Below are 24,367 nucleotides of genomic sequence, written 5' to 3'. Positions count from 1 at the left end.
TCGACAGGTGCCGACAGGTACCGACAGGCAGCAGAGGGAGGAACGGGTGGCAGTGCTGACCCGTATCAACGGACCGCGCGACCTCGACCGGCTCAGCCAGCAGCAGCTCGTGGAGCTGGCGGGGGAGATCCGTGCCTTCCTCGTCGACGCGGTGTCCAAGACCGGCGGGCACCTCGGCCCCAACCTCGGTGTGGTCGAGCTGACCATCGCCCTGCACCGCACCTTCCACTCGCCCGTCGACCGGATCCTCTTCGACACCGGCCACCAGGCGTACGTGCACAAACTGCTCACCGGACGCAAGGACTTCGCGAAGCTCAAGAGCAAGGGCGGCCTGTCCGGCTACCCGTCGCGCGCCGAGTCCGAGCACGACGTGATCGAGAACAGCCACGCCTCCACCGTCCTCGGCTGGGCCGACGGTCTCGCCAAGGCCAACGAGGTGCTGGGCCGCACCGACCACGTGGTCGCCGTGATCGGCGACGGCGCGCTCACCGGCGGCATGGCCTGGGAGGCGCTGAACAACATCGCCGCCGCCCAGGACCGCCCGCTGATCATCGTCGTCAACGACAACGAGCGGTCCTACGCGCCCACGATCGGCGGCCTCGCGGACCACCTGGCGACCCTGCGCACCACCGACGGCTACGAGCGCTTCCTGTCCCGTACCAAGGACCTCCTGGAGCGCACCCCGCTGATCGGCCAGCCGCTCTACGAGACGCTGCACGGCGCGAAGAAGGGCCTGAAGGACTTCATCGCCCCGCAGGGCATGTTCGAGGACCTGGGCCTGAAGTACGTCGGCCCGATCGACGGCCACGACGTGGAGGCGCTGGAGTCCGCGCTGCTGCGCGCCAAGCGGTTCGGCGGCCCGGTCATCGTGCACTGCATCACCGAGAAGGGCCGCGGCTACAAGCCCGCCGAGCAGGACGAGGCCGACCGCTTCCACGGCATCGGCCCGATCCACCCCGACACCGGTCTGCCGGTCGCCGCCGCGGGCGCCGACTGGACGTCCGTCTTCGGTGACGAGATGGTCGCGCTCGGCAAGGAGCGCGACGACATCGTCGCCATCACCGCCGCGATGCTCCAGCCGGTCGGCCTGGAGAAGTTCGCCAAGGCGTTCCCCGACCGCGTCTACGACGTCGGCATCGCGGAACAGCACGGCGCGACCTCGGCCGCGGGTCTGGCCACCGGCGGACTGCACCCGGTCTTCGCGGTCTACGCGACCTTCCTCAACCGCGCCTTCGACCAGGTCCTGATGGACGTGGCCCTGCACAAGTGCGGTGTCACCTTCGTCCTGGACCGGGCGGGCGTCACCGGCAGCGACGGCGCCTCGCACAACGGCATGTGGGACATGTCCATCCTCCAGGTCGTGCCGGGACTGCGGATCGCCGCCCCGCGCGACGCCGACCAGGTACGCGCCCAGCTCCGCGAGGCCGTCGCGGTGGACGACGCGCCGACCGTGGTGCGCTACTCCAAGGGCGCGGTCGGCCCGGCCGTCGCCGCCGTCGGCCGGATCGGCGGCATGGACGTGCTGCGCGAGCCGTCCGAGGGCGAGCGCCCCGACGTCCTGCTGGTCTCGGTCGGCGCCCTCGCGCCGATGTGCCTGGAGATCGCCGGGCTGCTGGACGCGCAGGGCATCACCACCACCGTGGTCGACCCGCGCTGGGTCAAGCCGGTGGACGAGGCGCTGCCCGGCCTGGCCGCCAAGCACCGCGTCGTGGTCACCGTCGAGGACAACGGGCGGGTGGGCGGCGTCGGTTCCGCCGTCGCGCAGGCGCTGCGCGACGCGGAGGTGGACGTGCCGCTGCGCGACTTCGGCATCCCGCAGCGCTTCCTCGACCACGGCTCGCGCAAGGACGTGATGGCCGACATCGGGCTCACCGCACCGGACATCGCCCGCCAGGTGACCGGCCTGGTCGCCACCATCGACGGCCGCTTCGCGGACGACGCGGACCACGCGCGCGAGATCGCCCGCGACTGATCCCACCGCCCGCCCGCCCCTCGCCGGGGACACGGCGGCGCACCCGTACGACGCGGGGGTCCACCCATACGGGTGGACCCCCTCTTCCATCGGCGTACGCGTAGGCGCGCCTATTCGGGTGAGACGGACCTCCGGAGTGCAGTAACGCAGTAGCGGCTGCCGACCGACGGAATCGACCGGCCGAACCGACCGGCCGCCGGACGATCTGGAGGTGTGACGGTGGACACCGACACGCGTGACGACACGGCCCCCCGACCCCGGGGGGTGTTCCGCACCAAGAGCATCGAACAGTCGATCGCGGACACCGAGGAGCCGGAACACGGCCTGCGCAAGGAGCTGTCCGCGCTCGACCTGATCGTCTACGGGGTCGGCGTCATCGTCGGCACCGGCATCTTCGTGGTCACCGGCTCGGTCGCCAAGGACTACGCGGGGCCCGCCGTCGCGCTCGCCTTCATCGTCTCCGCGATCGTCTGCGGCCTGGCCGGGCTCTGCTACGCCGAGTTCGCCTCGACCGTGCCGGTGGCCGGATCGGCGTACACTTTCAGCTACGCCTCCATCGGCGAACTGCCCGCCTGGATCATCGGCTGGGACCTGATCCTCGAACTGGCGCTGGGCGCGGGCGTGGTGGCGGGCGGCTGGTCCGGCTACATGGCCAATCTGCTGTCGCACTTCGGCATCGACATCCCCAAGGTCCTCACCCACGACGGCGGCGGCTTCGGCTTCGACCTGCTGGCCGCGGTGCTGGTGCTGGTGCTCACCGGCATCGTGATGGCCGGAATGAAGCTGTCCGCGCGGGTCACCACGCTGATCGTCGCCGTCAAGGTGACCGTGGTGCTGCTGGTGATCTTCGCCGGGCTGTTCTTCATCACCGGCAGCAACTACCACCCGTTCCTCCCGGCGTCGAAGGCCAACACCGGCAGCGGCTCCGACCTGCACGCGCCGCTGGTGCAGATGATCTTCGGCTTCACCCCGTCCTCGTTCGGCGTGATGGGCATCTTCTCCGCCGCCGCCGTGGTCTTCTTCGCCTTCATCGGCTTCGACATCGTCGCCACCGCCGCCGAGGAGACCAAGAAGCCGCAGCGGGACATGCCGCGCGGCATCCTCGGCTCGCTGGTCATCTGCACCGTGCTGTACGTGGCGGTCTCGCTCGTCGTCACCGGCATGCAGAAGTACTCGGACCTGGACACCACCGCGCCGCTGGCGTCCGCCTTCAAGTCGGTCGGCGCGCCCTTCTGGTCCGGCCTGATCAGCTTCGGCGCGGCCGTCGGCCTGACCTCCGTGGTGATGATCCTGCTGATGGGCCAGACCCGGGTGTTCTTCGCGATGAGCCGCGACGGGCTGCTGCCGCGCGCCTTCTCCCAGGTGCACCCGAAGTTCGGCACCCCCTACCGCACCACGGTGCTGCTCGGCGTGATCGTCGCGCTGATCGCCGGATTCTTCACCGTCGGCGAACTGGAGGAGATGGTCAACGTCGGGACGCTCTTCGCGTTCGTCGTCGTCGCCATCGGCGTCGTCGTGCTCCGCCGCACGCGCCCCGACCTGCCGCGCGCCTTCCGCGCCCCCTGGGTGCCCGTCCTGCCGGTGGCCTCGGTGTGCGCGTCCCTGTGGCTGATGCTCAACCTCAGCGTGGAGACCTGGCTCCGGTTCGCCGTATGGATGGTGATCGGCTTCGTCATCTACTTCGGCTACGGCCGCTCCCACAGCAGGCTGGGCCGCGGGCGCTAAGTGCAGCCGACGAGCGCGGTACTGGCGGCGCGGCCGGCCGTACCGGTGGCCGTACCCGCGGGTGCCCCCGGCCGCCGCGACCGGTGCTACTGGTCGCGGCTGGCCGCGCTGCTCGCGGCGCTCACCGTCCTGCTGCGCCTGCCGTCCTTCGCCCGCCCGGTGTGGAATCCCGACGAGGGCTATCTGGCCGTCCAGGCGCGGCTGCTGGCGCACGGCGGGGTGCTGTACGACACGGTGGTCGACCGCAAGCCGCCGCTGCTGCCGTGGCTGTACCAGGGGCTCTTCGCGGTCTTCGGCGACGGCTCGCTATGGCCGCCGCGCACGGCCGCGCTGCTGGCGCACCTGGCGACCGCGCTGCTGCTGGCCGCGGTCGCCCGCCGCCGCTGGGGCGACCGGTCGGGGGCGGCGGCGGGCGCGGGATACCTGCTGCTGTCGGTCGGCCTCGCGCCCGAGGACACCCTGGCGGCCACCTTCGAGGTCTTCATACTCCCGTGGACCGCCGCCGCCGTCTGGTGCGCCGACCGCTCCCGCTGGGGACTGGCGGGCGTGGCCGTGGCGGGCGCGGCCCTGACCAAGCAGACCGGCGCGGTGATACTGCTCCCGGTGGCCTGGACGCTGTGGCGGGCGGCGCGGGCCGGACGCGCCCCGGCGCTCGCGGGCGCGCTGCGGCTCTGCCTCGGCTTCGCGCTGCCGGTCGGCGCGGTGGCCCTGCTGACCGGACCCGGCCGCTTCCTGTTCTGGACGGTCACCGGCTCCGCCGAGTACGTCTCGCCGCGCGGCGCCTGGCTGACCGGGCTGAGCCGGGCGGCGGGCGGCGCCAGCGTCCTGGCGGTGGCCGCCGCCGGAATGCTGCTGGCCGCGGGCGCCGCCTGGGCGCTGCGCCGCCGCCCGGTCCCCGCCGACCTGTGGGTGTGGCTGGCCGCCTCCGGGGTCGCCGTGGTCTCCGGCTTCCAGTTCTACGGCCACTACTTCCTCCAGATGGTGCCCCCGCTGGTGCTGATCGGCGTGGCCGCCGTCCGCGCGCTGCCCCGGCTGCGCGCCGCCGTCACCTGCTGGACGGTCCTGGCCTGCGCCGGATTCCTGGTCTGGGACCTGGCCGCGCCGAGCCGCGAGCTGGACCACGCGGTCGCCGTCGCCGCCGCGGTCCGCGCGCACACCGCGCCCGACGACCGCGTCCTGGTGTGGGGCATACACCCCGAGACGTACTGGTTCGCCGACCGGCGGCCCGCCAGCCGCTATCTGACCGCGGGCTTCCTCACCAACTTCAGCGGCGGGCGCGGCGGGGTCCGGGTGGGGGAGCGGTACGCGGTCCCCGGCGCCTGGCGTGCCTTCAACGCGGAATTCTCCGCGCACCCGCCCGCGCTGGTGGTCGACGACTCCCGCGGCGACCCGTACGCGATCTCGCGCACGCCGACCCTGCGTGACCTGCTGGGTTCCGGCTACCGGCGGGTGGCGAGGGTCGACGGCGCGGTCGTATGGGCGCGCGAGGCCGCAGGACCGGCCGGGCGCGGCGGCGCCCATGGGGGACCGGCTGGACGTGGCGCATGGGGGCGATGGTAAAAAGGCGCGAGAGCTGGTGCGGCAATATCGAGGTGGCGTTGTCATGACGGAGTCCAAGGGACCCGGGAACCAGGACCGTGCGAAGGACGGGGGGAGCAAGCCCAAGCGCAAGTCCCTCCTGGACCGGGTACGGCCCTACGCGGTCGGCACGACCGCGATCGTGGTGGTCTTCGGCGGGTCCGCGCTGATCGGCCAGCACGTACGCAGCACCAAGGACGACAAGGTGCGCGAGCCCTCGGGCGTCATCGCCGCGCCCATCGTGCCCACGGGCCCGGTGGACACCGCGTCGCCCAGCCCCAGCGCCGCCCCCACGGGCCCCAAGCTCGGCCTGCCGGTGCGGCCGTCCGTGCCGGTCACGGTCACGATCTTCGTGGACCTGCGCAGCCCCGACTCCAAGGCGTTCGCCGACGAGTACCAGGCCACGCTGACGCAGTTGCTGACGACCGGCCAGGCGGAGCTCCAGTACCGCCTGGTGACCGCCTCCGACCAGCAGTACGGCGGCGAGGGCTCCAAGACCGCGGCCAACGCGGCGGCGTGCGCGCAGGACCAGAGCCGCTTCACGCAGTTCATGAAGGAGGTCTGGAAGCACCAGCCGGACCCGAAGAGCGACACGCTGACCCACCTGAACTTCCTGAAGGAACTGGCCGTCAAGGCCGGGAAGATCAAGCTCAGCACCTTCGAGCCGTGCCTGGAGCAGGGCGACCACAACGGCTGGGTGCAGCAGTCGCAGAACGACTTCGCGAAGTCCGACCTCGGCTCGATCCCGGTGGTGGAGATCAACGGCACGCCGGTCAAGGACGTGCACTCCACGCTGACCCCGCAGAAGCTGCGCAAGATGGTGCTCGCCGAGGCCAAGCGCGTGATCGCGGTGCAGGCCACGCCGTCGGACACGCCCGCGCTGCTGGGCTGACGGACTGTCGGATTTCTCCGGCCGCTCCGTCGTCCGCACCGCGGTAGCTCCGCTGTCCCGCCGCTCCCCGCGGTCGGGTGTTTCGTGCCCTTGAATCATCGGTATGTCAGATTTCGTCAACTTTTAGGCGAAATCGGGTACTGAAGGCATGTGACACCCGATCACGGAGGAGTGGTGCGCATGTCCATACCGGTGTTCGATGACGTCGAACCGCTGCCCGCCTGCGGTTGCGAGGAGTGCGCCCGACGGCGCCTCACCGACTCGATGGCGCGCGACACCGGTGGACCGGCCACCGGCGCGACGACCCGTGTGGTGGTCGTGGCCGCCGCCGCGGGCACCGCGCTGGGCAGCGCCGCCGGAGCGGTCGCCGCCGTGCCCGTGCCGTCGGAGGCCACCGCCTTCACCACGGGCCACGCCGCGCTCGCCGCCGCCCCCGCCACGGTCCCGGCCGCCACCCCCCTGCGGCTCACCCGCGACCAGATCATCCAGCGCGCCCGCACCTGGGCGGACGCCAAGGTGCCGTACAGCATGACCGCGTACTGGAAGGACGGGTACCGGCAGGACTGCTCCGGCTTCGTCTCCATGGCCTGGGGTCTGGGCAGCAGCGCCTGGACCGGCAGTCTGGCCGGCTACGGCGTCCGGATCACCAAGGACGAGCTGATGCCCGGTGACATCCTGCTCTTCCACAACGCCGCCGACCCCGAACACGGGTCGCACACGGTCATCTTCGACGGCTGGGTGGACGACGCGCACACCGCGTACACCGGCTACGAGCAGACGGTCCCGGCCACCCGGGTCCAGACCACGCCGTACGCATACTGGTCCAATTCCGGGAAATACATTCCCTACCGGTACAAGTATCTGGCGGGTGGCAGCAATTCGGGATCGGGGTCCGGTGGGTCGTCGTCGGGTTCCACGGCCTTCCCCGGCACGTCCGCCTTCGGCCCCGGCGCCGACAACGCCAACGTCACCCGACTCGGCACCATGCTGGTCGGCCGCGGCGCCAGCTCGTACTACAAGGTCGGTCCCGGACCGAAGTGGAGCGAGTCCGACCGCGGCGCGACCAGCGCCTTCCAGCGCGCCCAGGGCTGGTCGGGCAGCGACGCGGACGGGCTGCCCGGCCCCACGACCTGGTCGTACCTCGTCCAGGACAAGGGCCGCGACATCTCCGGCGCCCCGCGGGCCTCCGGCGGCACCCCCGCCAAGGTCCCGGCCTACCCCGGCGCGGGCGCCTTCCGGCCCGGCCAGACCAACGACTCGGTACTCGCCCTCGGCAAACGGCTCGTCGCCAAGGGCTTCGGCAAGAACTACACGGTGGGCCCCAGCCGTACATGGGGCGAGGCAGACCGGCGCAATGTCGAGGCGTTCCAGCGGTCCCTGGGCTGGACCGGGCGCGATGCGGACGGCTACCCCGGCCCCGAGACCTGGAGACGACTGTTCACGTGACGACATCTTCCACCGCCGCCGGGACGGGGCTGCCGGAGCAGACCCGCCCGGCCGCCCACAGCGGCGGCACCGAAGTCCACCCCGCCCCCGCCGCCCCGCCGGAGCTCGTCGAACGGCCGGGGCCCTGCCTGCCCGGCTGGACCGCGACCGCCGTCGTGCTCGCCGCGACCGTCGGCGTCTGCTGGCTGCTGTGGCGCGCCGGCGTCCTGCCCGCCGACGTCGCCGGCCGCCCCCTGCTGCCGCCCCCGCCCGGCGGCGGCTCCGCCAGCGGCCTGTGGAGCGGCGTCCTGCTGCTCGCCGCGGTCGCCGCCTTCGCCGCGGGCGGCCTCACCAGAGGCCGCAACGGCAGCGTCTGGGTGCTCACCCGGCACGGCTCCTACCGCGGCACGGTCCGCCGTACCGGCCTGCTCTGGATCAGCCCGCTGCTCACCCGCCGCAGGCTCGACGTGTCCCTGCGGCACTGGCGCAGCCGCCCGATCGACGCGGTCGACGCCAACGGCACCCCGCTCCAGCTCAGCGTCCTGCTGGTGTGGCGGGTCAGGGACACCGCCAAGGCGGCCTTCGCCGTCGACGACCACAACCTCTTCCTGCGCGAGCAGGTCGAGGCCGCCGTCGCGCTGGCCGTCTCCCGGCACCCGGCCGACGACTTCCGCGGCGCCGCGCCCACCCTGCGCGACAGCGAACGGCTCGGCGACCACCTCACCAAGCTGATCGCCGCCGACCAGCGCCCGGTCGGCATCGAGGTCTTCTCGGCCACCCCGGTCCGCCTCGACTACGCCCCCGAGGTCGCCGCGGCCATGCGGCGCGCCCAGATTTCCGCGCTGGACGCCAAACACCGCAGAGCCGTACTCGACGACGTCCTGGCCACTGTCGCCGAGACCGTCCGCGGCATCACCGAGCGCGGCCTCGTGCAGCTCGACGACTACGAACGCAAGGCGCTGGTACGGGACCTGACGGTGGCGCTGTGCACGACCGTGCCGAAGAAGTGAGCCGCGCCGGGACCCGCGTGAGCTGAGCCGGAACGGCGAAGCGCCGGACGGCCCCCTGACATCGGGGCCGTCCGGCGCTTCGCCGCGTCCGTCCTAGGCGGGGACGCTCGCCACGCCAGGCGCCAGGAACGGCTTGCCGTTCACCCGCTGGGACACGCCCTCGCGGTCCAGGTACGGGGTGACGCCGCCCAGGTGGAAGGGCCAGCCCGCGCCGGTGATCAGGCACAGGTCGATGTCCTGCGCCTCGGCCACCACGCCCTCGTCCAGCATCAGGCCGATCTCCTGCGCGACGGCGTCCAGCACCCGGTCGCGCACCTGCGCCTCGGTGAGCACCGAGTCGCCCTGCTTGAGCAGCGCGGCGACCTCGGGGTCCAGCTCCGGCACGCCGGAGTCGTAGACGTAGAAGCCGCGCTTGCCCGCCTTGACCACGGCCGCCAGATTCTCCGAGACGGTGAAGCGGTCGGGGAAGGCGCCGTGCAGCGTCTCGGAGACGTGCAGACCGATGGCCGGGCCGACCAGTTCGAGCAGCACCAGCGGCGACATCGGCAGGCCGAGCGGCTCGACGGCCTTCTCCGCGACGGCGACCGGCGTGCCCTCGTCGATGACGTTCTGGATCTCGCCCATGAAGCGGGTCAGGATGCGGTTGACGACGAACGCCGGGGCGTCCTTGACCAGCACCGCGGTCTTCTTCAGCTTCTTCGCCACGCCGAAGGCGGTGGCCAGCGACGCGTCGTCGGTCCGCTCGGCGCGGACGATCTCCAGCAGCGGCAGCACCGCGACCGGGTTGAAGAAGTGGAAGCCGACGACCCGCTCCGGGTGCTCCAGCTTCGAGGCCATCTCGGAGACCGACAGCGAGGAGGTGTTGGTGGCCAGGATCGCGTCCGGGCGCACCACCGCCTCCAGCTCCGCGAAGACCTGCTGCTTGACGCCCATCTCCTCGAAGACGGCCTCGATGACGAAGTCCGCGTCGCCGAAGGCGGTCGCCTTGTCCAGGTGACCGGAGACCAGCGCCTTGAGGCGGTTGGCCTTGTCCTGGCCGACGCGGCCCTTGGCGAGCAGCTTGTCGATCTCGCCGTGGACGTAACCCACGCCCTTGTCGATCCGCGCCTGGTCGATGTCGGTCAGCACGACCGGCACCTCCAGGCGGCGGGCGAAGAGCAGCGCGAGCTGCGAGGCCATCAGGCCCGCGCCGACCACGCCGACCTTGGACACCGGGCGGGCCAGCGACTTGTCGGGCGCGCCCGCCGGGCGCTTGCCGCGCTTCTGCACCAGGTTGAAGGCGTAGATGCCGCTGCGCAGTTCGCCGCCCATGATGAGGTCGGCCAGCGCCGCGTCCTCGGCGTCGAAGCCCTGCCGCAGATCGCCGTTCTTCGCCGCGGCGAAGATGTCCAGCGCGCGGTACGCGGCAGGGGCCGCTCCGTGCACCTTGCTGTCCGCGACGGCCCGGCCGCGGGCCACGGCCTGGTCCCACGCCTCGCCGCGGTCCACCTCGGCCCGGTCCACCTCCAGCTCGCCCTTGAGGATGGCCGCGGTCCAGGCCAGCGACTGCTCCAGGAAGTCCGCCGCCTCGAACAGCGCGTCGGCGATGCCCAGTTCGTACACCTGGGCGCCCTTGAGCTGACGGTTCTGGTTGAGCGAGTTCTCGATGATGACGGTGACCGCGCGGTCCGCGCCGATCAGGTTCGGCAGCAGTACGCAGCCGCCCCAGCCGGGCACCAGGCCGAGAAAGACCTCGGGGAGCGAGAAGGCGGGCAGCGAGGCCGACACCGTGCGGTAGGTGCAGTGCAGACCGACCTCGACACCGCCGCCCATGGCCGCGCCGTTGTAGTACGCGAAGGTCGGCACGGCCAGGGACTGGAGCCGCTTGAAGACCTCGTGACCGCTCCTGCCGATGGTCAGCGCCTCGTCGCGTGTCCTGAGCACCTCGACGCCCTTGAGGTCGGCGCCGACCGCGAAGATGAACGGCTTGCCGGTGATGCCGACGCCGGTGATCGCGCCCTCCGCCGCCTCCTTCTCCACCTGGTCGAGCGCCGCGTCCAGGTTGGCCAGCGACTGCGGGCCGAAGGTGGTCGGCTTGGTGTGGTCCAGGCCGTTGTCCAGCGTGATCAGCGCGAAACGGCCCGCGCCCGGCAGCTCCAGGTGCCGCACCTGGGCCTGGGTGACGACCTCGCCGGGGAACCGCTCGGCCGCCCCCTTCAACAGCTCGGTGGTGCTGCTCACTTGGTGCCTCCGTCGAAGTGGGGGTTCTCCCAGATGACCGTGCCGCCCATGCCGAAGCCGACGCACATGGTGGTGATGCCGTAGCGCACGTGCGGCTGCTCCTCGAACTGCCGGGCGAGCTGCGTCATCAGCCGCACACCGGAGGAGGCCAGCGGGTGGCCGTAGGCGATGGCGCCGCCGTACTGGTTGACCCGCGGGTCGTCGTCGGCGATGCCGTAGTGGTCGAGCAGCGAGAGCACCTGGACGGCGAACGCCTCGTTGATCTCGAACAGGCCGATGTCGCCGATCGACAGACCGGCCTTGGCCAGCGCCTTCTCGGTCGCCGGGATCGGGCCGATGCCCATCACCTCGGGCTCGACGCCCGCGAAGGCGTACGAGACCAGGCGCATCCGTACCGGCAGGTCCAGCTCCCTGGCGACGTCCTCCGCGGCGAGCAGCGAGGCGGTGGCGCCGTCGTTGAGACCGGCCGCGTTGCCCGCGGTGACCCGGCCGTGCGGGCGGAAGGGGGTCTTCAGACCCGCGAGCTGCTCCAGCGTGGTGCCCGGCCGCATCGGCTCGTCCGCCGTCGCCAGGCCCCAGCCGGTCTCCCCGGCCTCGGGGGTGGTGCGGCGGATCGCGATCGGCACCAGGTCCTGCTGGATCCGGCCGTTGGCGTACGCCTTCGCGGCCTTCTCCTGGCTGCGGACGGCGAATTCGTCGGCGCGCGCCTTGGTGAGCTGCGGGAAGCGGTCGTGCAGATTCTCCGCGGTCATGCCCATGAACATCGCCGACTCGTCGACGAGCTTCTCCGAGACGAACCGCGGGTTGGGGTCGACGCCCTCGCCCATCGGGTGCCGTCCCATGTGCTCGACGCCGCCGGCCACCACGACGTCGTACGCGCCGAAGGCGATGCCGCCGGCCGTGGTCGTCACCGCGGTCATCGCGCCCGCGCACATCCGGTCGACGGAGAAACCGGGCACGGTGGTCGGCAGCCCGGCGAGAATGCCCGCCGTCCGGCCCAGGGTGAGGCCCTGGTCGCCGATCTGCGTGGTCGCGGCGACCGCGACCTCGTCGATCCGCGCCGGGTCCAGATCCGGGTTGCGCCGCAGCAGCTCCCGGATGCACTTGATCACCAGGTCGTCGGCCCGGGTCTCGTGATACATGCCCTTCGGGCCCGCTTTGCCGAACGGGGTGCGGACGCCGTCAACGAATACGACGTCCCTTCCGGTACGAGGCACGGTGGGTCTCCCTCTTCGACGATGTGGAACGCGGCGCTGAAGCACGCTTCCTACGGCTCGCCTCACATGCTACTCGCCGGTAACTCGTGTGCACAGCTTCCCTCGCGGAAGCGGCGCAGCTCACATCGCACGGATGTTACCGAAGGTTACCCCTGTGGCGGGAGACCCTGAGGGAGCGCCGCGGGCGGGTCGGCCGTTCGACACGGAACCACCGGCGGCGGACCACCGACGCAGGACCACGGACGGGGAACCGCCACCCGCGGACGGACCACCGGCCCCGGCGGGCTATTCGCCCGGGGGCGGGTCCGCCGGGCGGGCGGTCAGCGCGACCGTCAGCAGCGGGGTGGTCAGCTCGACCTGCCACGGGCGGGCGCCCATGTCCGCGAGCTGGGCGGCCACGACCTCCTCGCTCGCGTTCGCCGGAGGCGCCCAGCACAGCCGACGCACCGTGTCCGGGGTGATCAGATTCTCCTGGGGGAGATTCAGCTCCTCGGCCAGCGCGCTCACCGCGGCGCGCGCCGCGGAGAGCCGGGCGGCGGCGACCGGGTCCTTGTCCGCCCAGGCGCGCGGCGGCGGGGGGCCGGTGTACGCGGCGGCGGGCTGCGGCAGCTCCCGCTCGGGCAGCGCGCGCGCCCGGTCGATCGCGGACTGCCACTGGTCGAGCTGGCGGCGGCCCATCCGGTGCCCGAAACCGGGCAGGGCGGCCAGCGCGTGCGCGTTCGGCGGGCTCTCCAGCGCCGCCGTCACGATCGCGGCGTCGCTGAGCACCCGGCCGGGGGAGACGTCCCGCTCACGGGCGGTACGGTCGCGCGCCAGCCACAGCTCGCGCACCACGGCGATCTGCCGACGCCGCCGCACCTTGTGCATGCCCGAGGTCCTGCGCCAGGGGTCGACGCGCGGCGCGGCCGGCGGGGCGGCGGCGATGGCCGCGAATTCCTGGAGCGCCCACTCCAGCTTCCCCTGGGTGCGCAGCTCCTCCTCCAGCGCGTCCCGCAGATCCACCAGCAGCTCGACGTCGAGCGCGGCGTACCGCAGCCACGGGTCGGGCAGCGGGCGGGTGGACCAGTCCACCGCCGAGTGGCCCTTCTCCAGTGCGAAGCCCAGCACGTTCTCCACCATCGCGCCGAGGCCGACCCGGGCGAACCCGGCCAGCCGCCCGGCCAGTTCGGTGTCGAACAGCGAGGTGGGGTGCATGCCGATCTCGGACAGGCACGGCAGATCCTGGGTGGCGGCGTGCAGCACCCACTCGGTGCCGGTCAGGGCGTCGCCCAGGGTGGACAGGTCGGGGCATCCCGTGGGGTCGATCAGCGCGGTCCCTGCTCCGGCGCGGCGCAACTGGACCAGATAGGCCCGCTGCCCGTAGCGGTAGCCGGAGGCGCGCTCGGCATCGACGGCGACCGGACCGGAACCCGCGGCGAAAGCCGCGACGACATCTGCGAGAGCCTCCGGGCTGGCGGTCACCGGCGGGATTCCCTCGCGCGGGTCCAGCAGCGGGACCGGCGCCGGGCCTGCTTGGGTTGCGGTCTCTCTGGCGTCGGTCACTTGTTAAGGGTAGCCGGGTACGGCGTGTCAGGTGGAGATCCAACGGACAGGGCGTACGGTACGTCGCCGCCGGGTCCGTGAGCGCCGGGGCCGCGGCACCGCCAGGACGGCCGACGCGCGCGCGTATACGGCGGGCGTACGCGCGGACACGGGCGCGCGTATACGAAACGACCCCCGGCGGAACGTTCCGCCGGGGGTCGCTCACGGCCGGGGCCTCAGTGGATGATTCCGGTGCGCAGGGCCACCGCGACCATGCCGGCGCGGTCCCCGGTGCCCAGCTTCCTGGCGATCCGGGCGAGGTGGCTCTTGACGGTCAGCGCCGAAAGGCCCATGGAGACGCCGATCGCCTTGTTCGACTGGCCTTCCGCGACCAGCCGCAGCACCTCGACCTCGCGGCCGGACAGCTCGCGGTAGCCGCTGGGGTGGCCGGGTGCGCCCGGCGGGCGGCGCTGCATACGGGCCGCGGTGGCGCCCAGCGGCGCCAGTCCCGGCCGGGTGGCGAGACCGCCGGGGCTGTTGCGGGTGCCGGTCACGACATAGCCCTTCACCCCCCCGGCAAGCGCGTTGCGCACGGCGCCGATGTCGTCGGCGGCGGAGAGTGCGAGGCCGTTGGGCCAGCCTGCCGCGCGGGTCTCGGCGAGCAGGGTGAGGCCGGAGCCGTCGGGGAGATGGACATCGGCGACGCAGATGTCGCGGGGGTTACCGACCCGGGGACGGGCCTCGGCGATGGACGAGGCCTCGATCACGTCGCGAACCCCGAGAGCCCACAGGTGTCGGGTGACAGTGGAGCGGACGCGGGGGTCGGCTACGACGACCATGGCCGTCGGCTTGCTGGGGCGGTAGGCGACCAGGCTCGTGGGCTGCTCGAGAAGAACGGACACCGGGCCTCCTGTGGCAAAGGGGACTGAAACGGTCACAATCTCCTTCGGCAGCAATTGCTCCGGCCTTTAGGGAAAGATCACGATTTATTGAGGATCATTTCCGGCAATTCGGACGAGAAATCGAACATGCGAGAAGTGAGTGCGCCGCGCGATACGCCGGGGAGTGCGCGGGGGCGCGTCATCGGGGGCGCGTGACGTCACCGCAGGCCGGGGCGGTACGCCGGGCTACGGAAGCGGTCCGACGGACTCAGGTACGGCGCTTCGGCATCGGCACCACGCCGCTGCCCCCGCGCACCAACGGCTCCGGGCCCTCCGACGGCGGCAGACCCGCGCACGCGCACAGCAGATCGCACCAGGCCGCCAGGTGCGCCGCCACCTCGGGCGCGCCCCCCGCCCGCTCCCTCGGCGTCCACGACGCCCGGATCTCGATCTGCGTGTCGTCCACCCGGTCCGCCAGCGCGCCGAAGTAGTGCGACGACGCCCGCGAGACCGTACCGCTCGGGTCGTTGTACGCCGCCCCGCGCGCCGCCAGCGCCCCGGTCAGCCAGGACCAGCTCACCTCGGGCAACAGCGGATCCCCCGCCATCTCCGGCTCCAACTCGGCCCGCACCAACGTCACCAGGCGGAACGCGCCGTGCCACGCCTCGTGCCCGTCCGGCTCGTGCAGCAGCACCAACCGCCCGTCGGCCAGCTCCTCGCCGTCCGCCAGCACCGTCGCCTCCAGCGCGTACGCGTACGACGCCAGCCGCTTCGGCGCGGCCGTCTCCTCGATCCTGACCTCCGGCCTCACCCGCACCGAGCGCAGGGTGTCCACCGAGCGCCGAAAGGGGAGGGGGACGTCGTCACTGCCGTCGCCGAGGTGCCCGTGAACCGCTGCCATGCCCGGAAGACTAAGCCGCCGATGCCCTCCGGGCTCGGAACAACACCCTTATTGCCCTTCGGGGCGCCTTCCCGCTCCCCGCGAGGAGCACCCTTGCGCCTGCCACGCGCCCCCAACCCCCCGACTGCGCGGCGGGGTTCGCGGCTGGGGTGGTTGTGGGGTGAACGTCAAGGGGGGGGCGGTCTTGAGTGGGGTCAGCGGTACGGGGGGGCGGGGGTGGGAGCCGTCTTTTCTATGCTCACCGCGATTCCCTTTTTTTGCCGCCCTCTCGCCTCCGGCGGCTTAGATCCGGTGTCGACGCTCCTCTTCGACGGTCGCTCGTTCCTCGCTCCCTGCTCATCGTCGCTTTCGACACCGGCGCCGCCTTTGGCTCGCTGGCTACCGGCGAACCCCACCGCGCAGCGGTGCCGTAGGGGCGCAGCCCCTCGCGCAGCCGCACCCACCGGCGAACCCACCTGCGCAGCGGTGCCGTCGGGGCGCAGGACCCTCGCGCGGACGGGTGCTAGGGGCGCAGCCCCCTTGGTGGGGGTGGTGGGGGAGACGTGGGAGGATTCTCGGCGTGAGTGCGCACCAGCAGACCGCTGCTTCCCCGTTCATCCGCGCCTGTCGGCGCGAGCCCGTGCCGCATACGCCGGTGTGGTTCATGCGGCAGGCCGGGCGTTCGCTGCCCGAGTACCTGAAGATTCGCGAGGGCGTCGCGATGCTGGACTCGTGCACGCGGCCCGACCTCATCGCCGAGATCACGATGCAGCCGGTGCGGCGGCACAAGGTCGACGCGGCGGTCTACTTCAGCGACATCGTGGTGCCGCTCAAGGCGATCGGGATCGACCTCGACATCAAGCCCGGCGTGGGCCCGGTGGTGGCGGACCCGATCCGTACGCGGGAGGACCTGAAGCGGCTGCGGGCGCTGGAGCCCGAGGACGTCGGTTACGTCACCGAGGCGATCGGCCTGCTGACGGCCGAACTCGGCGAGACGCCACTGATCGGATTCGCTGGCGCGCCCTTCACGCTGGCCAGCTACCTCGTGGAGGGCGGCCCGTCGCGCAACCACGAGCGGACCAAGGCGCTGATGTACGGCGACCCCGAGCTGTGGCGTGACCTGCTGGACCTGCTCGCCGACATCACCGTGGGCTTCCTGAAGGTGCAGATCGAGGCGGGCGCGAGCGCCGTCCAGGTCTTCGACTCGTGGGTGGGGGCGCTCGCGCCCGTCGACTACCGGCGCTACGCGATGCCCGCGTCGGTGAAGGTCTTCGACGCGGTCGAGGACTACGGCGTCCCGCGCATTCACTTCGGCGTCGGCACCGGCGAACTGCTCGGTCTGATGGGCGAGGCGGGCGCGGACGTCGTCGGCGTCGACTGGCGGGTGCCGCTGGACGAGGCGGGCCGTCGGGTCGGTCCCGGCAAGGCGCTCCAGGGCAACCTCGACCCGTCGGTGCTCTTCGCCCCGACGGCGGCCGTCGAGGCGAAGGCCCGGGAGGTGCTGGACGCGGCCCCGGCCACCGGCCATGTGTTCAACCTCGGCCACGGTGTCCTGCCCAGCACCGACCCGGACGCTCTCACCCGTCTCGTCGACTTCGTGCACACCTCGACCGAGGTGTGACGGCTCAGTCCGTCGGCGGCTCCTCCGCACGCTCCGGCGCGTCCGTACCCGCCGGAGCCGTGGAGGGCGTGCGCTGCGGGTGGATCGGCGCGTGCGAGGACGGGCTCCAGGGGCGCGGCGCCATTGTCGGCGGCTCCTGCCGGGGCCAGCGGCGGCGCACCAGCCGGTAGCCGATGAAGCCGGCCAGCGCGACCACCAGGAACGGCAGCACGGCCGACAGGACGACCAGCACACCGCGGATCGTCACGTAGAAGGCGTGCCAGCCGCCGCCCAGCGCGTGGCCGACCTGCGTCCAGAATCCGTCCTCGTGCTTCGGCTTCGGCTTCGCCGCGACGTGCTTCACCGGCGGCTCGACCAGCCGCAGCGTCACCGTGGCCAGATCCGTCCGCTCCCGCAGTGCCGCCTGCTGCGCCTGGAGGGACTCCAAGTCGGCCTCGCGGGTGCTCAGTTCGCGCTCCAGCGACACCACGTCGCTGAGCGAGCCCGCCTGGTCCATCAGCTTGCGCACCCGGGCCACACTGGCCTGCTGCGACTTGATCCGGCTCTGTACGTCGACCACCTGGCCGGTGACGTCCTCGACGCCGACCTTGCGCTCCATCAGCGTGCCGAGCCCGGCCAGCCGGGTCAGCAGACCGTCGTACGCCGCGGGCGGCACCCGGAGCTGGATCGTCGACTGCTCGTGGCCCCCGGCGTCGACCGAGGTGTCCTCGGTGCCCGCGTAACCGCCCGCGTCGGCGACCATCGCGCGGGCCTTGTCGAGCGCGTCGCCCACCTTCGGGGTGCGGACGGTCAGGTGGGCCGTACGGACGAGGTAGCTGGGCGCGGACGGCTTGGCGTTGTTGCCGGTGGTGGCGGCCTTGTCCGACGCGGAACCGGGCGTACCGGAAGGCGCGTTCCCGGCGTCCGTACCGCTGCCGCCGTTCTTCATCGAGTCGCTGCCGCTGTCGTCCTGGCCGCGGGCCGCCGGGGCGGCGGCCTTGTCGGAAGCGCCGCCGCTTTCGCTGCTGCACCCGGCGACCGCGAGCGAGGCGGCCAGCAGCAGCGCGGCAGGGACGGCGGCCAGCCGCCGTCGTCCGCGCCGGCCGGCGTGGTGCGCGCGCCCGGTGCGCGGCGCTCCGGGTCTGTGTGTCCTCACGTCAATTCCCCCCGGGTGCGAGCCTCGTGAGGCCCGCCTAGTGACCTGTAGTGACAGTTGGACGTGGACGGTCCGCGCCGGGTTGCGGTCCCGCGGTAGCGATGGGATCACGTTCGGAACTCGGAACGGAGTCTGAGACAGTGGACGCATGAGCCAGACGCACAACGGCACGGGCGCTCCTGAACACGCGATCGTCATCGGCGGCGGAATCTCCGGACTCGCCGCGGCGCACCGGCTGGCGGGCGCGGGCGTCCGCGTCACGCTGCTGGAGGCGTCGTCGCGGCTGGGCGGCAAGCTGTACGCCGACGAGATCGCCGGGGTGCCGGTCGACCTCGGCGCCGAGTCGATGCTGGCCCGCCGCCCCGAGGCGATCGCCCTGGCCCGCGAGGTCGGGCTCGGCGACGACCTGGAGCCGCCCGCGGTGCTCGGCGCCGCGCTGTGGACGCGCGGCAAGCTGCGGCCCATGCCCAAGGGACACGTCATGGGCGTGCCCGGCGACCTCGGGCCGCTCGCCTCGTCCGGTGTGCTGTCCGCCGCGGGTCTCGCCAGGCTCCCGCTGGACCACGTACTGCCGCGCACCGAACTCGGCGACGATGTCGCGGTCGGCGCCTTCGTCGCCGCCCGGCTCGGCCACGAGGTCGTGGACCGGCTCGTCGAACCACTGCTCGGCGGCGTCTACGCGGGCAACGCCTACGAGATCTCGCTGCGCGCCGCGGTGCCGCAGCTCTTCGAGGCCATGCGCACCGGGCGCTCCCTGATCGAGGCGGCCCGCGACATCCAGCGCCGGGTCGCGGCCAGGGCGGGCGGCGCGGGACCGGTCTTCAACGGCATCCGCGGCGGCGTCGGACGGCTGCCGCTCGCGGTCGCCGAGGCGTGCCGCGCCGCGGGCGTCACCATCGAGACCGACGCGCCCGTACGCGAGCTGCGGCGCACCCCGCACGGCTGGCAGGTCGGCCTCGACGGCCGCGCGCTGGAGGCCGACGCCGTGGTGCTCGCCGTGCCCGCGCCCACCGCGGCCCGGCTGCTCGCCGCCGAGTCGCCCGCCGCCGCGGCCGAACTGGACACCGTCGAATACGCGGGCATGGCGCTGGTCACCATGGCCTTCCGCCGCCGTGAGATGACACGGCTGCCCAACAGCAGCGGCTTCCTCGTCCCGCCGGTCGACGGCCGCACCATCAAGGCGTCCACCTTCTCCAGCCGCAAATGGGGCTGGCTCGGCGAGGCAGGCGGCGACACCGTCGTCCTGCGCACCTCCATCGGCCGCCACGGCGACGAGGCGGACCTCGCCTGGGACGACACCGACCTCGTCCGCCTCTCCCGCGACGACCTGGAGGCCGCCGTGGGCCTGCGCGCCGCCCCGATCGCCGCCCGCGTCACCCGCTGGACCGCGGGTCTGCCCCAGTACCCGGTCGGCCACCTCGCCCGCGTCGCCCGCGTCCGCGAACACCTCACCAAGCTCCCCGCCCTGGCCGCCTGCGGCGCCGCTTACGACGGCGTCGGCATCCCCGCCTGCATCGCCGGAGCCCACCGCGCCGCGGCCGAGCTGCTGCCGCGGGGCTGAACGGCTCCGCGCCGGGTGGCCCCGCGGGCGTCGTGGGGGACCCTGGTGCCGGGAGCGCCGGGGGGCGCGGGAGAATGGGGGGTATGACCGACTCGACTGCCGACCGCGCTTCCGATTCCGCCGACGCCACGTCGGCGAAGGCCCCCAACGCGGGGAAGAAGGCCAAGGACCTCAACGAGGTCATTCGCTACACGCTCTGGTCGGTGTTCCGACTGCGCGACACCCTGCCCGAGGACCGCGGCGGGTACGCGGACGAGGTCGAGGAGCTGTTCGCGCAGCTCGCCGCCAAGGACATCACGATCCGCGGGACCTATGACGTCTCGGGGCTGCGGGCCGACGCCGATCTGATGATCTGGTGGCACGCGGAGACGGCCGAGGAGTTGCAGGAGGCGTACAACCTCTTCCGCCGCACCAAGCTGGGGCGCGCGGTGGAGCCGGTGTGGTCCAACATGGCGCTGCACCGCCCGGCGGAGTTCAACAAGTCGCATGTTCCGGCCTTCCTCGCCGATGAGACGCCGCGCGAGTGGGTCAGCGTCTATCCCTTCGTGCGCTCCTACGACTGGTACCTGCTGCCGGACGAGGACCGCCGCCGGATGCTCGCCGACCACGGCAAGATGGCCCGTGGCTACCCCGACGTGCGGGCGAACACCGTCGCGTCCTTCTCGCTCGGCGACTACGAGTGGATCCTGGCCTTCGAGGCCGACGAGCTGTACCGGATCGTCGACCTCATGCGGCACCTGCGCGCCTCCGAGGCCCGCTTGCACGTCCGCGAGGAAGTTCCCTTCTACACCGGCCGGCGCCGCGAGATCGCCGACCTGGTCGCGGGCCTGGCCTGACGCAGCAGCGCCCGTATCGCGGGGTCGCGCGGCGTGCGCGGCCCACGGGCGGCCAGGGCCGACAGCGGCGGCGCGTCCCGGGGTATCCCCCGGAGCGCCTCCTGCCCGGCCGGGGCCGCCCACCGCGTGTACGGATAGACCTCGACGCGCGCCACCGCCCAGCACGCCCCCGTCAGCAGCAGCGGCAGCACGTACCAGAGCAGCGCGGGCGTGCCGTCCGGCGCACGGACCGACCCGTTCAGCGCGACGGTGGCCACCGCCATCGCCAACGTCAGCCCGGTGGCGCCGCGCACCTGCCGCACCCCCGCCGCGAGCCGTTCGCGTGCCGCCGCCGGAACCCCGAGCCCGGCGGCCACCAGCCGCTCGCCGAGCGCGCGTACGGCCTCCGGCCAGGAACGCCGTTTCGTACCGCCCGAGTTCGACGCCGTCCGTGGGCAGCCGCTCTCCGGGCGCTCCACCGGCCGCGGCGACCCCGGCCAGGCACAGGCGCGCGCCGGCGGCGGTCGCCGCGGCACACGCGACGAGCAGCAGAAGAATCCACATGAGGGATTTCTATCGGACTCCGCCGACACCGCGTTCTCGGCCTGTGGATAACTCCGCGGTCGGGCTGGCGGGGCCCGTCAGAGCGGGCCGGGGGCGGGATGCGCGCGCAGGGACGGGTGGTCGGCGACGACGGTGGCGGAGCCCGGGGCGACCTCGGTGAAGCCCGCGTCGCGGACGACGGGGAGCGCGGAGGCGCTCAGGCGGGTCCACAGGGCGGGGGAGGGGGTGCGGACGGCCAGGGGGAAACCGGCGGCGCGCCAGGCGTCGCGGTCGGCGTCCGACAGCTCCCACCAGGCGAGTTGGGCACCGTGTCCGGCCTGGGCCATGGCCTTCCCGGCCGACATGGTGACGTCGGGATTCATCCACAGGACGGGGCGCGGGTCGCCGGGTTCGAGCGGTGACGGCGGCTGCGGGTCGTCCAACTCCGTGCCGGAGACCTGGAGTTTGGCCAGTTCCTTCGGCCAGCCGTCGAGCGGCACGGGCGGGTAGACCCGCACTTCGGCGGGCGGCACATCGGCCGTACCCGCTTCCGTGTCCGCCCCCGGCACCGATCCCGACGCGGACCCCGATCCCGATCCCGATCCCGTCACCGTGATGCCCGGCAGGGCCGCCGCCCGCCGCCACTCCGCTCCGCGCGCCCGCCGTACGACCTTGCGGATTCTGGCGTCCTGCCAGTTCCGTACGGCCTGCGCCCACTCGCCGTCGTCGGCCGTCGCGCGCTCGTCGCAGAGCAGGGTGAGGACGGCGCGCGCCGCTGTCTCCAGAGCGTCGGTACGGGTCGGGGGCGCGTCGCGCTCGATCCGGACGACGAGCGGGAGGACGAACTGGGGTGCCGCGTCGCGGTCGGCGGCCTGGTGCTGGAAGGGGCTGCTCACCGCCCCAGTCTGCCACCCGCTGCTGGACGCCGATCCGCCGTGGCGTGCGGCGTCGGTGCGTACGGAAGCGGCGGCGGCTGCGGCGGCCGCGGCGGCCACGCCGGAACCGGTGGCGCCCGCCGATGTCGTCGTGCCAGCCACGATGCTCCCGCAGGGGCACCGCCCGCCCCGGCGGGGCGGTTCGGTTGTCTCCGGACCACCGGCCGGTGGGGGCTGGTCGCGCAGTTCCTCGCGCCCCTTCGGGGCCCGTCCCGCCGTGGAGACGGTGGCCCGCCGTCGTGGCGGGCCGCGCAGTTCCTCCCCCAGCCTTCGGCCGGGAGGTGCCCCCAGCGCCCCTTCGGGGCCCGTTCCGCCGCGGGGGCTGGTCGCGCAGTCCCCGCGGCGCTGAACGGCTGCCCCCCGCCGGAGGCGCACCGCACCCCCGGAGGGGTTACTCCGTGGGGGTCAAGGTCAGGGAGAGGGAGTTGATGCAGTAGCGCTGGTCGGTCGGTGTGCCGTAGCCCTCGCCTTCGAAGACGTGGCCCAGGTGGGAGCCGCAGCGGGCGCAGCGGACCTCGACGCGGGTCATCCCGAGGGTGCGGTCCTCGATGAGTTCGACGGCGTCGGTGTCGGCGGGGTCGTAGAAGGAGGGCCAGCCGCAGTGGGACTCGAATTTGGTGTCGGAGCGGAAGAGCTCGGCGCCGCAGGCACGGCAGGCGTAGACGCCGGTCGTCTTCGTGTCGGTGTACTCGCCGACGAAGGGCCGCTCGGTACCGGCTTTGCGCAGGACCGCGTACTCCTCCGGCGACAGCTCGGCGCGCCACTGCTCGTCGGACTTGCTGACTTCGTAGGACATGGAGGTCTCCTCAGCTGCCGAGGCGGGCGAGAATCAGGGGACCGAGGTCGGTCACGTCGCCCGCGCCCATGGTGAGAACGAGATCACCCGGCTTCGCCATTCCTGCGACCACGTCCGGCACCGCCTGCTTGTCGTGTTCCGCGGTCACGTCGGCGCCCGCCGCGCGGGCCGCGTCGATGATGAGTGCGCTGGTCACACCGGGGATCGGGTCCTCGCGGGCCGGGTAGATGTCGAGGACGACGGAGGCGTCGGCGAGGGCGAGGGCGGCGCCCATCTCGGTGGCCAGCTCGCGGGTGCGGCTGAAGAGGTGCGGCTGGAAGACGACCAGGACGCGGGCGTCCCCGGCGGCGCCGCGGATCGCCTCCAGGTCGGCGGCCATCTCGGTCGGGTGGTGGGCGTAGGAGTCGATGACCTGGACGCCCGCCGCCTCGCCCTTGAGCTGGAGGCGCCGCTTGACGCCGGTGTACTTCGCGAGGGCCGAGGCCAGATTCCGGGTCGGGGCGCCGATCGCGGTGCCCGCGGCGAGCGCGGCGACGGCGTTGTGCGCGTAGTGGCGGCCCGGCACGGAGACGGTGAAGGTCAGCGGGCGGCCGTCGATGACGACGGTGACCTCGCTGGTCAGCCCGCGCGGGTTGATCTTCGTGATGCGTACGTCGGCGGTCTCGGCCTCGCCGACCGTCACGATGGTCAGACCGCCGATGTCCCGTACCCGCTTCGTCAGCTCGACGGCGCCCGGCTGGTCGGCGGAGATCACCAGTGTGCCGCCGGGGCGGATCTTGCCGACGAAGGTCTCGAAGGAGTCGTAGATCTCGTCCATCGAGGCGTAGTTGGCGTGGTGGTCGAGCTCCACGTTGAGGATGATCGCGACCTCCGGCGCGTACGTGTGGAAGCTGCGGTCGCTCTCGTCGGCCTCCGCGACGAAGATCTCGCCGCCGCTGTGGTGCGCGTTCGAGCCGGGCGCGTCCAGGTCGCCGCCGATCGCGTACGACGGCTCGCTGCCGAGCGCCGTCAGCGCGACCGCCAGCATCGAGGTGGTGGTGGTCTTGCCGTGGGTGCCCGCGACCGCGATAGGCCGGGTGCCCTCCATCAGCGCGGCCAGCGCGTCACTGCGGTGCACGACGGGGACGCCGCGCTCGCGGGCCGCCGCCAGCTCCGGATTCTCCGGGCGGATCGCGCTGGAGACGACCACCGAGGTGGCGTCCTGCGCCAGGTGCGCCGCGTCGTGGCCGATGTGCACGGTCACGCCGAGCGCGCGCAGCGCGCCCGCCGTCTCCGACTCACGTGAGTCACTGCCCGCCACCCGCGCCCCGCGCTGCGCGAGGATCTTCGCGATCCCCGACATTCCGGCGCCGCCGATGCCGATGAAGTGCGGTCGGTCCATGGCGGGGGGAACGGACGGGCTCATACGGAGGTCTCCCGGAGATGTGCGTGGTTCGTTTATTGACCGGGTCCTGATTCTCGCACCTCCGGGCGCGCGGACGACTCTGCCCGCGCGCCCGTGGCACCTTCCGCCGACTCTGCCCGCGCGCCCGTGGCACCGCGCGCCGACCCTGACCACGCACCCGTGGCACCCCCCGCCCGGCGAGACGTTTCTGCAAGGGGTGCCCGGGACACACGACGCCCGAGCCGCCGGGCGGCGC

Annotated in this window: 19 protein-coding genes; 9 read left to right on the top strand and 10 right to left on the bottom strand. The window is 72.8% G+C overall.

Features of this window, described 5'->3' with window-relative positions:
- The first annotated feature begins 46 nt into the window (after window positions 1-46).
- The 6 genes from dxs (at window position 47) to ACFZAM_RS22930 (ending at window position 8,602) form a co-directional block, all read left to right on the top strand.
- Window positions 47-1,972 carry a 1-deoxy-D-xylulose-5-phosphate synthase gene (gene dxs / locus ACFZAM_RS22955; protein ID WP_355338639.1) on the top strand — a complete coding sequence of 642 codons (1,926 nt, stop codon included), beginning with the start codon at window positions 47-49 and terminating at the stop codon, window positions 1,970-1,972.
- Window positions 1,973-2,191: 219 nt separating this feature from the next.
- Window positions 2,192-3,697, top strand: a complete 1,506-nt coding sequence (locus ACFZAM_RS22950; RefSeq protein WP_391048774.1) for an amino acid permease — start codon at window positions 2,192-2,194, stop codon at window positions 3,695-3,697.
- Window positions 3,698-5,257 carry a glycosyltransferase gene (locus tag ACFZAM_RS22945; RefSeq protein ID WP_391048772.1) on the top strand — a complete coding sequence of 520 codons (1,560 nt, stop codon included), beginning with the start codon at window positions 3,698-3,700 and terminating at the stop codon, window positions 5,255-5,257. It begins immediately after the preceding gene.
- 43 nt (window positions 5,258-5,300) lie between these two features.
- Complete coding sequence (locus ACFZAM_RS22940; RefSeq protein ID WP_391048769.1) at window positions 5,301-6,167, top strand: thioredoxin domain-containing protein; 867 nt, start codon at window positions 5,301-5,303, stop codon at window positions 6,165-6,167.
- Between the two features lie 180 nt (window positions 6,168-6,347).
- On the top strand, window positions 6,348-7,613 hold the full coding sequence (locus tag ACFZAM_RS22935) for a peptidoglycan-binding protein (RefSeq protein WP_391048767.1): 1,266 nt from the start codon (window positions 6,348-6,350) through the stop codon (window positions 7,611-7,613).
- Complete coding sequence (locus ACFZAM_RS22930; RefSeq protein ID WP_391048764.1) at window positions 7,610-8,602, top strand: SPFH domain-containing protein; 993 nt, start codon at window positions 7,610-7,612, stop codon at window positions 8,600-8,602. The genes ACFZAM_RS22935 and ACFZAM_RS22930 overlap by 4 nt, the downstream gene beginning before the upstream one ends.
- Window positions 8,603-8,695: 93 nt before the next feature.
- Here the strand turns inward: ACFZAM_RS22930 and ACFZAM_RS22925 are convergent, their stop codons facing one another.
- The 5 genes from ACFZAM_RS22925 to ACFZAM_RS22905 all read right to left on the bottom strand — a co-directional run bounded on the left by ACFZAM_RS22925 (window position 8,696) and on the right by ACFZAM_RS22905 (window position 15,342).
- Complete coding sequence (locus ACFZAM_RS22925) at window positions 8,696-10,822, bottom strand: 3-hydroxyacyl-CoA dehydrogenase NAD-binding domain-containing protein (protein WP_391048762.1); 2,127 nt, start codon at window positions 10,820-10,822, stop codon at window positions 8,696-8,698.
- On the bottom strand, window positions 10,819-12,039 hold the full coding sequence (locus ACFZAM_RS22920) for an acetyl-CoA C-acyltransferase (RefSeq protein ID WP_355338657.1): 1,221 nt from the start codon (window positions 12,037-12,039) through the stop codon (window positions 10,819-10,821). Before ACFZAM_RS22920 ends, ACFZAM_RS22925 begins: the two co-directional genes overlap by 4 nt.
- Before the next feature lie 285 nt (window positions 12,040-12,324).
- Window positions 12,325-13,581 (bottom strand): ribonuclease D, encoded by a 1,257-nt coding sequence (locus ACFZAM_RS22915; RefSeq protein WP_355338660.1) that lies wholly within the window; start codon window positions 13,579-13,581, stop codon window positions 12,325-12,327.
- A 215-nt stretch (window positions 13,582-13,796) separates the two neighbouring features.
- Window positions 13,797-14,462, bottom strand: a complete 666-nt coding sequence (locus ACFZAM_RS22910; RefSeq protein ID WP_188280408.1) for a LuxR C-terminal-related transcriptional regulator — start codon at window positions 14,460-14,462, stop codon at window positions 13,797-13,799.
- 247 nt (window positions 14,463-14,709) lie between these two features.
- A complete protein-coding gene (locus ACFZAM_RS22905; protein ID WP_188280407.1) occupies window positions 14,710-15,342 on the bottom strand; it encodes a DUF3000 domain-containing protein in 633 nt (210 codons plus the stop codon).
- A gap of 559 nt (window positions 15,343-15,901) precedes the next feature.
- Here ACFZAM_RS22905 and hemE point away from each other — a divergent pair.
- The gene (hemE, locus tag ACFZAM_RS22900) at window positions 15,902-16,942 is read left to right on the top strand and encodes a uroporphyrinogen decarboxylase (protein WP_391048758.1); all 1,041 of its coding nucleotides are present in this window, start codon (window positions 15,902-15,904) and stop codon (window positions 16,940-16,942) included.
- 4 nt (window positions 16,943-16,946) lie between these two features.
- Here hemE and ACFZAM_RS22895 read toward each other — a convergent pair whose 3' ends face one another.
- A complete protein-coding gene (locus ACFZAM_RS22895) occupies window positions 16,947-18,077 on the bottom strand; it encodes a DUF4349 domain-containing protein (protein ID WP_391048756.1) in 1,131 nt (376 codons plus the stop codon).
- 148 nt (window positions 18,078-18,225) lie between these two features.
- Here ACFZAM_RS22895 and hemG point away from each other — a divergent pair, with 148 nt between their 5' ends.
- Window positions 18,226-19,638, top strand: coding sequence for a protoporphyrinogen oxidase (gene hemG, locus ACFZAM_RS22890; RefSeq protein WP_391048753.1), 1,413 nt, complete (start codon window positions 18,226-18,228; stop codon window positions 19,636-19,638).
- A gap of 83 nt (window positions 19,639-19,721) precedes the next feature.
- Window positions 19,722-20,474: a hydrogen peroxide-dependent heme synthase gene (gene hemQ / locus ACFZAM_RS22885; protein WP_355338673.1), complete on the top strand. Its 753-nt coding sequence runs from the start codon at window positions 19,722-19,724 to the stop codon at window positions 20,472-20,474.
- Here hemQ and ACFZAM_RS22880 read toward each other — a convergent pair.
- The 4 genes from ACFZAM_RS22880 to murC all read right to left on the bottom strand — a co-directional run bounded on the left by ACFZAM_RS22880 (window position 20,423) and on the right by murC (window position 24,132).
- Entirely contained in the window at window positions 20,423-20,932 is a 510-nt protein-coding gene (locus ACFZAM_RS22880; protein WP_391048750.1) for a hypothetical protein, read from the bottom strand. The genes hemQ and ACFZAM_RS22880 overlap by 52 nt on opposite strands.
- Before the next feature lie 162 nt (window positions 20,933-21,094).
- Window positions 21,095-21,892 carry a peptidyl-tRNA hydrolase gene (locus ACFZAM_RS22875; RefSeq protein WP_391049031.1) on the bottom strand — a complete coding sequence of 266 codons (798 nt, stop codon included), beginning with the start codon at window positions 21,890-21,892 and terminating at the stop codon, window positions 21,095-21,097.
- A 430-nt stretch (window positions 21,893-22,322) separates the two neighbouring features.
- Window positions 22,323-22,727, bottom strand: coding sequence for a peptide-methionine (R)-S-oxide reductase MsrB (msrB, locus tag ACFZAM_RS22870; RefSeq protein ID WP_391048748.1), 405 nt, complete (start codon window positions 22,725-22,727; stop codon window positions 22,323-22,325).
- Window positions 22,728-22,737: 10 nt separating this feature from the next.
- Complete coding sequence (murC, locus tag ACFZAM_RS22865; RefSeq protein WP_391048745.1) at window positions 22,738-24,132, bottom strand: UDP-N-acetylmuramate--L-alanine ligase; 1,395 nt, start codon at window positions 24,130-24,132, stop codon at window positions 22,738-22,740.
- Window positions 24,133-24,367: the final 235 nt, after the last annotated feature.

Origin of the sequence: Streptomyces sp. NPDC008079 (assembly GCF_042957385.1) — a bacterium.
Lineage (GTDB): Bacteria > Actinomycetota > Actinomycetes > Streptomycetales > Streptomycetaceae > Actinacidiphila.
Note: the sequence above shows the minus strand (reverse complement) of the source record. Positions and strands in the feature narration are given on the sequence as shown.

What these genes read in the sequence shown, in the direction of transcription:
- ACFZAM_RS22940 (WP_391048769.1), top strand. Translation starts at nt 5,301, where the DNA reads ATGACGGAGTCCAAGGGACCCGGGAACCAGGACCGTGCGAAGGACGGG.
- ACFZAM_RS22935 (WP_391048767.1), top strand. Translation starts at nt 6,348, where the DNA reads ATGTCCATACCGGTGTTCGATGACGTCGAACCGCTGCCCGCCTGCGGT.
- ACFZAM_RS22905 (WP_188280407.1), bottom strand. Translation starts at nt 15,342, where the DNA reads ATGGCAGCGGTTCACGGGCACCTCGGCGACGGCAGTGACGACGTCCCC.
- hemG (WP_391048753.1), top strand. Translation starts at nt 18,226, where the DNA reads ATGAGCCAGACGCACAACGGCACGGGCGCTCCTGAACACGCGATCGTC.
- hemQ (WP_355338673.1), top strand. Translation starts at nt 19,722, where the DNA reads ATGACCGACTCGACTGCCGACCGCGCTTCCGATTCCGCCGACGCCACG.
- msrB (WP_391048748.1), bottom strand. Translation starts at nt 22,727, where the DNA reads ATGTCCTACGAAGTCAGCAAGTCCGACGAGCAGTGGCGCGCCGAGCTG.
- murC (WP_391048745.1), bottom strand. Translation starts at nt 24,132, where the DNA reads ATGAGCCCGTCCGTTCCCCCCGCCATGGACCGACCGCACTTCATCGGC.